7 protein-coding genes are annotated in these 13,083 nt (G+C 57.1%); 5 read left to right on the top strand and 2 right to left on the bottom strand.

The genetic code is table 11. The features are described from left to right. Window positions 1–2: 2 nt before the first annotated feature. Both HS122_14275 and HS122_14270 read right to left on the bottom strand, forming a co-directional pair. The gene (locus tag HS122_14275; protein ID MBE7539563.1) at window positions 3–197 is read right to left on the bottom strand and encodes a hypothetical protein; all 195 of its coding nucleotides are present in this window, start codon (window positions 195–197) and stop codon (window positions 3–5) included. Window positions 198–363: 166 nt separating this feature from the next. Continuing rightward, window positions 364–1,215 (bottom strand): DUF945 domain-containing protein, encoded by an 852-nt coding sequence (locus tag HS122_14270; protein ID MBE7539562.1) that lies wholly within the window; start codon window positions 1,213–1,215, stop codon window positions 364–366. A gap of 994 nt (window positions 1,216–2,209) precedes the next feature. On the opposite strand from HS122_14270, the gene HS122_14265 reads away from it, so the two are divergent. The 5 genes from HS122_14265 (at window position 2,210) to HS122_14245 (ending at window position 12,315) form a co-directional block, all read left to right on the top strand. Beyond that, window positions 2,210–3,148 (top strand): hypothetical protein, encoded by a 939-nt coding sequence (locus tag HS122_14265; GenBank protein ID MBE7539561.1) that lies wholly within the window; start codon window positions 2,210–2,212, stop codon window positions 3,146–3,148. After that, the gene (locus HS122_14260) at window positions 3,145–4,737 is read left to right on the top strand and encodes a hypothetical protein (protein MBE7539560.1); all 1,593 of its coding nucleotides are present in this window, start codon (window positions 3,145–3,147) and stop codon (window positions 4,735–4,737) included. The genes HS122_14265 and HS122_14260 overlap by 4 nt, the downstream gene beginning before the upstream one ends. Then, window positions 4,734–6,491 (top strand): NERD domain-containing protein, encoded by a 1,758-nt coding sequence (locus HS122_14255; protein MBE7539559.1) that lies wholly within the window; start codon window positions 4,734–4,736, stop codon window positions 6,489–6,491. Before HS122_14260 ends, HS122_14255 begins: the two co-directional genes overlap by 4 nt. Continuing rightward, complete coding sequence (locus HS122_14250) at window positions 6,421–10,338, top strand: helicase (GenBank protein ID MBE7539558.1); 3,918 nt, start codon at window positions 6,421–6,423, stop codon at window positions 10,336–10,338. Before HS122_14255 ends, HS122_14250 begins: the two co-directional genes overlap by 71 nt. Window positions 10,339–10,674: 336 nt before the next feature. Further along, entirely contained in the window at window positions 10,675–12,315 is a 1,641-nt protein-coding gene (locus HS122_14245) for a DUF1998 domain-containing protein (protein MBE7539557.1), read from the top strand. Window positions 12,316–13,083: the final 768 nt, after the last annotated feature.

Below are 13,083 nucleotides of genomic sequence, written 5' to 3'. Positions count from 1 at the left end.
CGTCAACGGGCGTGCGCCTTGAGCCGTGTGCTCAGCACCTTGATGTCGATCTCGGCACTGACGACGGTGGCGCGGGCTTTGGCCAGGCGCACCTCGGCTTTCATCAGCTCGCGTTTGAGCATGTCGAGTTCGTCGGTGGTGGTCGTGGTGCGGGAGTGGCGTGCGGTGGCGGGTGCTTCGGAGGTGCCGTTGTTCATGGTGAATTTCGTTGGATTGCGAATGCGCCGGCCAGCGGAGTGCTGACCGGCGCCGCTGATTGAAGCGGCACGCGTGCGCCTGGCACGCGAGCGCGCCTACCGGAAACGGGGGATCACGCCTCCCGAAAGAAAGGGAGCGGCCCGCAGGCCGCTCCCCGTGTGTGACTCAGTTGTTCGCGAACTCGCTCGCGAGACTCCAGAGAGCCTTGTTGAGCTTCTGGCCTTCACTCAGGCCGCCTACCGGGCGCGTCCGGTTGCGGCGGATGCCCATGCCGGCGGTGTAGCCCATGTAGCGGTCGCCGCCTCGAATCAGATGCTCCTGAACCACGTTGAAGGTGGTCCAGAGGTCCGTGGCGGCATCGCCGTAGCGCACCGGCGTCAGTAGCTTCTCAGGGCTGAGGAGCTTCATGACCGGCTGCTCGGCATCCCAACGGAGGCGCGCCGCGCGCCGCGCAAACTCCACCCGGGTGGCCTGCGGGAGCTGCACACCCTGCCATTTGGCCACCGCCTCCAGCGCGCGGGGCGTGTTCTCGGCCACGGATTGCGCCGCCTTGGCGAAGGCGTCGGCGGAAACGTCCACGTGCCGGATCGAGACATGGGCAAAGTCGGCATCCGCGACGGTCAGACCGTTGCGGCACACCAACCGATACAGGCCCGCGTCGATGCGGTAGGCCCGGCTTCCGTCGTGCGCGTTCTGCAGGATCATTTCCGGGCGGGTGTTGCCGACCTGAAAGGCCCCGGCCTCCAGGTCAACCCGCCGGGCAAAGCGGATTTCGTGCATCTGGAAACCGATGCGGTCCTCCAACCTGACCCGCTGCTCGGACGCCTTCACCGGTTCCCAACCCTCCGCACCAAGCAGGGCAACGACCTGCTGGGTGGAAACGAACGTGTAGCGGGACGACACCCCCGGCCGCGCGTGCTCGGCAAAGATCGAGGGAGCGCAGCGGCGGAGATCATCGGACGAAAGCGCCTTGAAGACGCGAGCGGGAGCAACGGGAACGGATTCAATCGAGTTCATAACTTTCCTTGTTCTGAAGCGCCCCAACGAGGGCGCATAGTGGCGGGCCGCGCCACGCGGACCCCAACCCGAGCCGAACCGAAAATCGGCCGCCCCGGAGGGATGCCGACGATCAGCACCGTCGCGCAAGGTGGAGCGCAGCGCAGCGAGCAATACCTTGAGGCGCGGACGGGCGAAGGCGCTCGCGCCGCCGACCGCCAGCCGGCGCAGGTGCTACAATCAGGCAGCCCACAGGGACAGGCTACGCTAACTGCGGATGCGCGAGCGGTGCAACGAGAGCGAGCATCGGCAGCCCAGCGGCGTCTGAGCGTCACCCTCGGGGTCGGGCGGGACCGGACGGCGCGCAGATGTGGGAGCGGAGCGAAGGCGACAGGCCGGGAGTGAAGGAAGGAGTCGGCGCGGGCGGGAGCGCGGCAAGGCCGCCGGTGTCGCGACCGGAGAGCCTGCGACCGGGAGCGATCCTGGCGAATGGTCGTGCTCGGACGACGAATCGCCAGAGGCGGCCGTGAGCGCGGAGCCAAGCCGTCTCCGCCCGCAACGAGTGGCCGGAGCCGCAGCCGGAGCGGAGAACCGGAGCGGTGGCCGGTCCCGCTCGCGCTAACCAAGCCGGCCTTCGCCGGCGTCGGGGCGTTGCGGGGTGTCCCCGCTAGAATGGGGAGGGCGAGACGCAGACTCGACTGCGGGAAAAGACCTTTCCCTTCGCGCTAAGAATCGATCCCTTCGCATATTACAACTTGAGCCACTTGCCCTGATCGCTCTTATTTCGACTGACCCCAATGTTCGCGCAAAGACAAACAAGCTCAACCCGTGAGGCGTTTTCACTGCGAGATATGGAATTGTAAGCATGTATCAGAAATTGCAGAGCCAATTCTCTCTAAACCAAGCGACGACGTGAAGCCCCCTGGCACGATGCGGCAAACCAGCCGACGAACGAAAGTCTGGATGCATTAGCAACCTGATGCGCTTTCCGGACATACTGCAGAATGGTGGAGCCATGCCTTTCCCCTCGTGGGCCAAATTTTTGGCGAAAGTTGGTCACCACATGGCAATCAACAATGCTGTAGGTGCCCAAAGTCCTCCGCAGCTGGCCATAGTTTGCCTTCCCAGAATTGATTATGCGGCGCTTTTCACCGCGTATGGCGTTCTTTGCTCTCTCTGTTCTGACGATGATTCTATTCCGGGCTCCAAGAGCGTAAATCTCGACGGGCTCTTAAATAAAAAGGTCAGTTGCCTAAAAGTAAAAGGAAGCGAAGCCCATGTCCTTATCGGCATACTCGAATCAATCGACTACACTTCTGGAGTAGCTACAATACTAACGCAAAATGGAAGCTCCTCTCGCTTCATATACAATATCAGCCGGAGGGATTGGTATCTGATAAGAGGAACCGACGTGCTGTTTGATATAACACGCGGGGCCACCGAACGGCAACGCCTTCGGGCTAGTGATGCTTACAGGGAATACCATGAAATAGCTAAAGTGATGGGGGTGGCACTTGCATCAGCAGCAACAAGGACATCAAGCTCCTACGCCACCATCGTTGGCGAGAAAAGTAGATTTATTGAAGAGATCGCATCACTAACATTTAAACACGGTGAATCATCGCTTGCGGCCGGCATTTTACTAAATTCAGAGAATGAAACGGGTAAAAATTCCCGTAACAGCGGGCGCTGTATTGATCTACATGCCTCCGGACGTAGTTTAACCGAGGCGAAAGCGCCGCTGGTTATAGTTGAAGCAGGCCGAGGGCTTGGAGATCAACTGCAGCAGCTTGATGACAACAAGCGCGCAATCATCCTTGTTGCTGCAAATAAGCGCTCTCACAACGACGTCGTGGAGTTACTTGCGCCGCTGATCAACTTTCGGGGGCTCTGTGAGCCGACCCCTGACCTTGGAGCGACGCCGCAATACCTGAAGACCATCTTCATACGATGAACATCGCCGATCTTGAGCAACTCAACGAGTGCGCGGAGTTTCTATACGGAGCTGGCGTAACGGTTACCCCTGTAACATTCCCGGAGGCTTCCGAACTGTGGAGCGCGACACTTAGCCTTGGCCAAATCTGTGAGCGGCTAAAATTAGGTCCGGCGTGGATTGAATTCGGCCGCCTAAACAAGGTCCTGTATTACCGCTTGGCCGGTGGCATTTGTTCGCCAGCGCATGTGGTGAGCGACATGAGAAAGGAACTTGCTTCAGGTTACTTAGGGATAAAACACTCGCTCAACGGCGTTGCCCAAGAAGCCCGACAGACTATTGAACAAATAGTCTTACCTGAAACTGGATTGTGGGCTAGGCTGGTGAAAATTGAATGTTCGCCATTCTATTCCATTATCCAGGAAAAGATCGGGGAATCAATCCGGCGCAATCAAAAGAGCGCAGTGCTTATTCTGCGCGACAATCGTTTTAAAGAACAGACCATCAACCTGCTCAAGGGCTACCAAGAAGCGATAAACATAGAAGTCCGGAAGTCGAATGAGCTTCGCAATCACCCCAAAGTGGATCGCGTATTTTATGTCGGATCTATGAAGAGTCTGAGGCGGCTCGACGATGAGTTCTTGCTGCGAGCGCCTGTCACTGACGAATTTGAATTTTTTGAGCTGAGTCATACCGGTAAAATACAAAATGCAGGACTAGACGTGTTCGCCTTGGAGCCGGGAAAAGGATTTTCGCTTAATCAGGCGCCAGCAGTCGGCATATTGGACGGGTTCAAACCGAAGACCGCGACCCAAGTCGCCGATGAAGAGTTTGAGGGGGACGATTCTGTTGCGTCTTCCGAATTAGAATTCGAGACTAGTCACTTAAGAGCGGTCGATGCTTTCCGGGCGATATTAGGTGGTGGATATGGAGCCAACTTGAGTGCGGAAGGTGACGTATTCATTGCCCACTGTCGCAATCAAGGCGCAGCGCTAACCTGCACGAAAATTGAGAAGAAAGAGGTGATCGATCTTGAGCCGGGCGATTTTGTCGTTCTCACCACCGATGGTTCGGGAGATATGATAGCACCCTATGCCGATCAAATAATTGGCCCGAGAGCCAAGACCTATCGCGAACTGCAGCTGGCTTGGAAAAGAGATCTGGCGAAATTGGTAATCGAAGCCGGAACAGCCCATGTAATTAAAGAGCTGAGATCCAATTCTGGCTTTGAGATATCTGCGTCCAATCTTCGCCAATGGCTTGGACTGACGGTGCACGGCCCGGGGAAGGAAAGGCCACGGCTTTTTGACGCTGTTCTGAAACTCCTGAAACGGGACGACAAAATCCCGATTCACAAGGAAGCCTTAGATGAAATTAGAGAGGCCTCCATGAAAGCGGGGCATCAACTGCAATCCGAACTTCGCAGAAAGTTATCCGGTATGGATATGTCTACCGTATTGTCCGACGGCTTTATGGAGTTTCGTTTGGATTCAAACGGGCCAGCAAAAACAATTTTTGAATTACAAAAACTGGATACCGCCGTCAGATCCGTGAATCCACATTATATAAATCGCGTCTTCAAATTAAAGCACGGGGAGCACGGTGCATGAATGGCGCACGGATGATACCGAATTCATTTTTGCCCGACTCGCCGCCCGGGGAGCGTGCTATTTTCGAGAGGTTCAGGTCAGATCCTGCGTGTAATGGCTGGATAGTCCTTCATAGCCTCGATTTGGCCCGGCATGTAAAGCAGGTTAGTGGTGAGGCGGATTTCGTCGTCATAGTTCCGAATCAGGGCGTCGTAGTTTTGGAAGTAAAATCACATGAGTTTGTGAAGCTGGACGAACGAGGATGGTGGTTGGGCACGTCTGCGACGCCCGAGACGCGCGGCCCGTTCAAACAAGCGGCCCAAGCAATGCATTCAATTCGTCTCTATATGGGAGCGAGGATGTCTCATCTGACTGACCAATGTCCCTTTATTTCAGGCGTTATTTTTACAGCGGTTTCGTTCTCGGTGCATTCGCCCGAATGGCACGCGTGGCAAGTAATCGATAAACAAGCGTTAAATGCCGGATCGCTGGCCGCCCGTGTTCTATCCATGCTTCATCATGCTCGCACACACTTCAAGGCGTGTGGCTTGCGTGGAATAGATCCGTCGATGCTTACGGACAAGACTGCCGCCGATCTTGCCGCCACTCTCAGACCCAAATTTGAATTCATTATCAAACCTGCGGATAAAATTAAAAATTTACAGGCCGGTTTGCTTAAATGCACGGCTCAACAGTTTCAGGTTTTGGACGATATTGCGGATAATGATAGAGTCCTGATACATGGTCCCGCAGGAACAGGAAAAACCTGCCTCGCCCTCGAAGCTCTTAGACGGGAAAAGGCGATCCGGCCCGCAAGTAGCGTAGCCCTCTTTTGCTTCAACAAGCTGCTAGGGGAAAAATTGGCGTTGGACGCAGCCGGATTGGGCGTTGGTGACATTAAGGCCGGCAACATTCATTCATGGCTGGTGGAGCTTGTCGGACGCGTTCCAGCAAACCCAAGCGCCGACTATTGGTCGAAAGAATTGCCCCAAGCCGCGGTAGAGATACTTCTACAAACCGGACCGGTGCTCGACTTTCTCATTTTGGACGAAGCACAAGACCTGATAAACGACGCCTACCTTGATGTGTTCGATTTGTTGCTCAAGGGCGGCCTGAAAGATGGTCGATTTCTGTTTTTGGGGGACATTGAACGCCAAGCCATATTTAAGTCGACTACCGGTGGGGGTGATCAAATTGAAAGAATCAAGCGGCGGGCCACTCGCGGGTTTGCGCGCTTCCGCCTGAACATCAATTGCCGCAATACCGCCGAGATTTCCAGCTTTGTGGAAACACTTGGCCATTTGCGACCAGGCTACGCCAGCGTGCTTCGCGGCGACACGCATGTTGACCCATCTCTTGAGTTCTACGTCTCCGAGGATGACGCCCTGTCCAAGCTATCCGACAAGCTGCGTGAATTACTCAAGATGGGCTATGCCGCCTCCGATATCGTCATCCTTTCAGCTGTTGGTGAAGATTCAGCGGCCGCTCGTCTCAGCGCGGGAGGAAGCTGGAAAGGCGTGCTGGTTCCATACGCTTCAAAAACTGCTGCTGGCCGTATTCGATACACGACCATCCATGCATTCAAGGGATTGGAAGCACCCGCTGTCGTCGTTACGGACATAGCGAATCTCGATTCCGTTCGCTCGGGCGACCTGTTTTATATCGCCCTCTCTCGGGCATTGCATCGCCTTGATGTGCTGGCCCATGCACGCACTCAAGGAGCGATCAGGCAAATTCTCGAACAATCCCCATCCAATGACGAGCACGACACTTAACCCAAAGCAGGAACAAGAGCGTCTGCACCTTCTGGAGCGCGGCCTTGTGGCGTCTGCCTTGGTCTCCGAGATTCACGGCCCACACCCCGATTACGATTCGCTCAACGGCACGATCAAATCGACCGCCGTCCCCGCAGATCTGTCCGGACCCCTGCACTTCAACGGTTGGGAGTCTTATCGTCCGCGTTTTACTGAGAAAACCACCGGCGAGGAGATCATCAAAGATGAAGCGCCCTCGAAACTCTACGGCGTCGGTATCCTGTTCCCCCTAGACTCGGCTGTGCCTCATTCAAACGGCGAAGCCAATCAAACCAAAGGCGAATCGTCAGGTGATGATCCTGCCGACAACGTTGCGGCGGCAGAAGCTTCCAGCGGTTTCAATTCTGGCAATTCGACCACTACCAGCCCGAGCGTCCCAACTACGGACAGCTCACAGGAAAAACGACTTTCCGAAAAAATCGCGCGTATGCGCAGCCGGTTTTCCAGCAGCCCCATCGCCCGCTCAGAAAGCGGCGAAGATGAACCTGCTTCCGAAGAGGATGTCGCCGCCGGTGACGACGATCTGGACGGCCTGAAACTCGCCCGTGTTCGGAAGCCCCAGAGCATGGGCATTACGTTTGCTTGTCGCGTGGCCGACGATGTCATCTGCACTGTGGCCGTGTCGGGTGGCCGTTATCGCATGTTTACCAATGTGCGCGTTTCCGACAAAGAGCGCACGTTTGAGCGCAAGTGGTGGGTCAGGGTGCCCGTATCCGTCACTCTGAATCTAGCGGCTCCGCAACTCCGGCAGAACGGCCGTCATCCGCTGACACTCTCGCCAGATGCCATTCCCGGGCTGAAGCCCTTGGATCTATCCCTCGAAATCATCAGCCGCCCGCTGCCGCACACATCACCCGGCGACGGCGAGACCCGGCTTATCACGGCAACACTGGTCAATCGCACCAAGGAAACGCGTGAAGTAGACAAGGGGGCTCTCTTTCAATCGCGCTTCACCATTGAGGCCGCCGATGCGTCCGGTGCCAATGCGCTGGTCCCTATTCCGCGCGGTTTGAAAAACAAAGACCCCGAGGAACTCGGCATGGAGTTGCTTTACCGCAACGCGCGAGTGTTTGCCGCCGGTCACGGTTGCGCCGGTGTGTGGAAAGCCGATGAAGGTGCTGCGGTCGCACACCGCGTGATCGCGGAGCCGGTTCCCGCCCACGAAACGGCACCTGTTACCCCCGATCTGGTTGATCCCGATACCGGTGAGCCGCTGGAGATACCGATGCTACCGCTCGCTCTTGCCGAAGCCGGTTGGATAGCTCCTCTGGAACGCCTGCTTAGTCTTTACCGCGACTGGATCGAGAAACGTAGCCAAGAGATCTCCGGCCTGCCCACAGAGCTTCAGAATGCCGCCATAACGCACATCAAGGCCTGTCGCGATTGCGCCACACGCATAAATGCCGGGCTTCATCTGTTGCGAACCGACCCCATTGCCGCCGAAGCCTTCAAACTAACCAACGAGGCCGTCCTTTTGCAGCAGCTTGCCGGTGCTCGAAAAACAAGGACGCTGAGCTTCGACCAAGCCGCTAGGGTGATGACATGGGACGACCCGTCGGATGCCACCACAGCCTTCCTGCCCAGCCTCACTCATCCAAACGCAGGGAAGCGGAAATGGCGTCCGTTCCAAATCGCATTTTTGCTCATGAGTCTACCCGGGCTCTTTGACGAAAAAAGCGCCGACCGCGCCATTGCAGACCTGATCTGGTTCCCGACCGGTGGCGGTAAAACGGAGGCCTACCTTGGAGCCTCTGCCTTCGCCCTGCTCTCCCGCCGTCTCCAAGATCCCGAAGACGACGGCACGACCGTGATCATGCGCTACACATTGCGCCTGCTCACCGCCCAGCAATACCAGCGTGCATCGGGCCTGATCTGCGCGCTGGAAACCATCCGCCGTCGCGCCCCCCAGCGGTTCGGCAATACCGCGTTCACCATCGGCATCTGGGTCGGTGGCTCGACCACGCCCAACAAGAAAGACCAATCCCTCGAAGCCTACAAAGCCGCGTTGCAGAATGGCCCCGAGGCCTATTCCCACATTATGCTGCGCTGCCCATGGTGCGCCTCCGCAATGGGGCCTAGGCGCCGTGGCCGGGGCGAAGCCGGTCACAGCTACTACTCCTGCGACGGGCTGCGCCTGACCGGTGCTGGCGAATCCCGTTCCGTCGCCATCCATTGCCCCGACCGACGTTGCACCTTCCACGAAAGACTTCCCGTGAGCGTGGTGGACGAGGAACTCTACGAATCCCCGCCCTCTCTGTTCATCGGCACGGTGGATAAATTTGCTATGCTCGCTTGGCGGCCTGCGGCGAGGGCGTTGTTTGGATTGGAAATGGATGGCAGCCGTCAGAAATCGCCGCCCGCACTCATTATCCAAGATGAGCTTCACCTAATCACCGGCCCGCTCGGCTCGATGGTCGGTCTTTACGAGGGGGTGGTCGAGGAGCTTTGCACCGACCGTCGCGGGCCGCACCCTGTCAAACCTAAACTCGTCGCGTCCACCGCGACCACTCGGGCTTCTACACGCCAGATTCGAGAACTTTACGCCCGGGAGCAAACAGCCATTTTCCCGCCTCCCGGGCTGGATGCCGGGGATTCCTTTTTCGCCTGCTACGATCGTTTTCCGGTGAGTCATCCCGATGCGGGGAAGATCAAGCCGGGACGCCGCTATCTAGGCGTTATGGGCCGTGCATATGGCTCGGGCCTGACTGTGAGCGTGCGAGTATTTTCCAGTCTTTGCGCAGCTGGTGGACGCGCTCGGGCTAGTGCTACTAATCCAAGCGAACGCGTCGGAAGTGATGCGTGGTGGACCCTGTTAGCTTTTTACAACAGCTTACGCGAATTGGGCCAAGCGCTGACTCTTTTCAGCGCCGACATCCCCGAGCGACTAAGCGACATCAGGGATCGATGGTTTCCAGGCGAAAAGCGCCGTTATCTTCGCGAGGATGGAGTGATGGAATTAACCGGCCGTCTCAATAATAGCGACGTGCCGGTTGCCCTCGCCCGCTTGGAACGCAAGCTCCCGGCCGACGGCTCGGCCGATTATCAAGTGGTCGATGCCTGCCTGGCCTCCAACATCATCGAGGTGGGTGTGGACGTGCCCCGGTTGGGCCTAATGGCCGTCGCAGGACAGCCAAAAAATACTGCCCAATACATCCAGGCCACCGGCCGTGTCGGCCGCGAATTTCCCGGCCTCGTCGTGATGATCTACGACAACGGCAAACCCCGCGACCTATCCCACTTCGAGCAATTCGCCACTTATCACTCACGGCTTTATGCGCAAGTGGAACCCTCCAGCGTGACGCCGTTTACCCTTCCAGTGCTGGAACGCGCTCTGCACGGAGCCATGATTGCATGGATGCGCCAAAAACTGCCCGAAGACGCCATCAGGCTACCGAGGCCGATGGGCATCACCGGAACGCCGCTTGAAATCGAGTTCATGGCCTTCGCCAAAATGGCTGCGGAACGTGTCGAGCTGCTGTTCGCGGACGACAAAAATGCGAAAGATCACGCTCTGTCCGTGCTGCGCCAGACCTTGGCTCGGAGAAGAAGTGAGTGGCGAGGCTCAGATCCCTCCGCGTGGGAAAATCGGGAAGGCGAAGGCGACCTGCCGCTCATGCGTTTTTACGGCACTCCCTGCCCGCCCGAGTGGCAGGAAATCACTTGGGAAACGCCGACTAGTATGCGCGGCGTCGATGCGGAATGTTTGGTGAGCATCTATCCCGAGGCCGCGCAGGAAGTGGCGCCTGCTGCCGCCGCAAACACTCCAGAGAACGACGGCATGGATGCCATCTTCGGCAAACGCACCTAACCACCTCCAGATACCATGTCCGACTCTATTCGACGCACTCAGGCCATCGCACCGTTTGGCGTGGGTGCCATCCATGTTCTTAAAGGAGCCCAAGCCGTTGTCACGGCCGGTCTCGATTGCTGGTTCGAAACTCCTCAAAATCCACCAGGGAAAAAGCGCGCAACAAGCGATCAACTTACGTGCGTTCGAATAACGGAGCCACGTTTACAAAAGCAGCTTAATGTCTCTCACTTCCGACGACCACCCGGGCCAGAAACAGACCTTCCCGACTCTCCATCGCTTAGCGTTCCTGTATTTCGCTTCCCCACTTGGTTGGTCTGTCCCTTGTGCGGCGTCATGCGCCAATCCCAGTTGAGTGCCCAAGGTGACCACACCTGCCATCGCGACGATTGTCCGGGAGCTCAGCATAAGGGAGGCAAAGCCATCATGCGCCAAGTGCGCTTTGTAGCGGCCTGTGAAAACGGACACCTGATGGACTTCCCGTGGCGCGAATGGGTCCACCGCGAGCGTGCCTCGGCCTGCCCGCAGGATCTTTTCTACAAAGCGGGTGGCTCTGGATCGCTGAATGATATCAGCATAGAATGTAAGTGTGGGAAGAAGCGGGCCTTGGGCGGCATCATGGGAGGAAAAGAAGATGCCGGTCAGAGTGTGACTTATCTAAGCCAGCGGCTGCTAGGCAGCGACCAGCCCGGCTCGAATCCAGAACCCTTCACATGCTTGGGTGGGCGCGTATGGTTAGGGGAGCCTCGCGGCCAACCTTGTGGTTGCCACATGAAGGCCGTCCTTATCAACTCGACCAACGTCCACTACGCCCGGGTGGCCAGCGCGCTCTGGATACCTACAGCGGCGCAAACGGCCACCGAAAGTCTTCGGATCGCGCTGGATGATGTCCGAGTGCGGCAGACGATCAAGTTGCGACGGAGCTTGAAAGACAGTGATGAGGCCATCACCAAAGATATTCTCTCAAAATTCCCTGACCTTTTTTCCGGCGTCGGGATGGCGGCGATTCTCGCGGCGCTTTCGCCGCAACCTGTGCCAACGCCGACCTCCCAAGAGGCTTCAGACACCACCGAAGCGAATGACTTGGAAATCCGCATACCCGAGTATGCCGCCCTGCAAAAGAACCACGAGCGCAAGGTGACCACGGACGACCTCGTCGTGCGCCGAACAGAAATCCCGGCCTCGGCCGCTGCGTGGTATCGAGAACGGGTGGAGGGCCTTCACTTGGTTGACCGTCTCAAGGAAACCCGCGCGCTCTACGGCTTCTCACGCCTCTTCCCGCAAAAACCACCAGGCGCTCCTTCGTATCAAAGCATGATGTGGCGGTCGATGCCTGCCACGGTAGATGACCGCTGGCTTCCGGCCGCAGAAGTTTACGGCGAAGGAATCTTTATCCGCTTTCAGGAAGAACCGCTGGCCGATTGGGAGGCCAGAATCATTAAGGCTCGGTATCTCGACAGCTTGCAGCAAAGAGCGGACGCGTCCGCTGACGCTTCGCAACGGGAAAGGGAAATCGTCACGCCACGGCTGGTCATGCTGCACACGTTGGCGCATCTGTTGATCAAGCGACTCGCCTTTGAGTGTGGTTACGGAGCGTCGTCCTTACGGGAACGCCTTTATGTGAATTGCGATTCCGCGAAGCCGGATGAAAACATGGCCGGCCTGCTAATCTACACGGCTTCGGGCGACAGCGAGGGCAGCTTGGGCGGCTTGGTGCGTATGGGCGATCCCATGCGCTTCCAAAAAATCCTCGAACAAGCCTTAGAAGACGCTCGCTGGTGTTCATCCGATCCGGTTTGCACAGAAATCGGGCAAAACGGTGGCCAAGGAACGGACGGATTGAATATCGCCGCGTGCCATTGCTGCGCGCTTATTGCGGAAACCTCATGCGAGAAATTTAATCGATTTCTTGACCGTGGGCTTGTCGTGGGAACAACAGACGTTCCCGATCTAGGTTTTTTCTCAGGAGCCATTTAATGCCCATACCTCTTATTGATTTGTTCGCCGGCCCAGGCGGCTTGAACGAAGGCTTTTCCAGCGTCGTTGATTCACGTGGAAACCATGTCTTCGAAACGGCGCTCTCGGTGGAAATGAACGAGTTCGCCCACTGCACACTGGAACTCCGGGCACTCTTCCGGCTGCTTCGGCGCAGCGGGAATCTCGCTGATTATGTGGCATATGTGAAGACTAGCATCAATCGCGAAGAACTTTTCAAACGTTCAGGAGTGGCTGGAGCTGCAGCTCAGGCGGAGGCTATGCGCGCCACTATGGGCGAATCGGAGAGCACCGACCGTGAAATCGAATCCCGGATCGACGCAGCATTGAAAAGAAACAAAAGTAAAGAGTTCGTGCTGATTGGCGGCCCACCGTGCCAAGCGTATTCTTTGGTTGGACGTGCGAGGCGCCGCCATGAAAAGCGAGAAGAGTTTGAGGCAGATCCGAAGCATCGCCTTTACGAAGAATATCTAAGCATCGTGTCTCGCTTCCGTCCGGCTGTATTTCTCATGGAGAACGTCCCAGGGCTTTTGTCAGCCAAGCTAGGCGGGGAAAGCATGTTTGCTCGAATTTACCAAGATCTCGGGGACGCAGATTACGATCTCCATCCAATCAACGATTACGGTGATTTGCTCAACTTAGGTGAGACTGACCCAAGGCGGTTTGTAGTGCATGCCGAGGAGCACGGAGTCCCTCAATCAAGGTCCCGTGTGTTTATTCTCGGAATACGAAGTGACCTTAAGCTTAAGG

This window comes from Opitutaceae bacterium (assembly GCA_015075305.1).
Classification (GTDB): domain Bacteria; phylum Verrucomicrobiota; class Verrucomicrobiia; order Opitutales; family Opitutaceae; genus UBA6669.
The sequence above is the reverse complement of the archived record's forward strand: the minus strand, read 5'-3'. Positions and strand labels throughout refer to the sequence as shown.

Bases quoted from the DNA above. Each gene is read 5' to 3' on its own strand.
- HS122_14270 (MBE7539562.1), bottom strand. From the start codon at position 1,215: ATGAACTCGATTGAATCCGTTCCCGTTGCTCCCGCTCGCGTCTTCAAG.
- HS122_14275 (MBE7539563.1), bottom strand. From the start codon at position 197: ATGAACAACGGCACCTCCGAAGCACCCGCCACCGCACGCCACTCCCGC.
- HS122_14245 (MBE7539557.1), top strand. From the start codon at position 10,675: ATGCGCCAATCCCAGTTGAGTGCCCAAGGTGACCACACCTGCCATCGC.
- HS122_14265 (MBE7539561.1), top strand. From the start codon at position 2,210: ATGCCTTTCCCCTCGTGGGCCAAATTTTTGGCGAAAGTTGGTCACCAC.
- HS122_14255 (MBE7539559.1), top strand. From the start codon at position 4,734: ATGAATGGCGCACGGATGATACCGAATTCATTTTTGCCCGACTCGCCG.
- HS122_14250 (MBE7539558.1), top strand. From the start codon at position 6,421: ATGCACGCACTCAAGGAGCGATCAGGCAAATTCTCGAACAATCCCCAT.
- HS122_14260 (MBE7539560.1), top strand. From the start codon at position 3,145: ATGAACATCGCCGATCTTGAGCAACTCAACGAGTGCGCGGAGTTTCTA.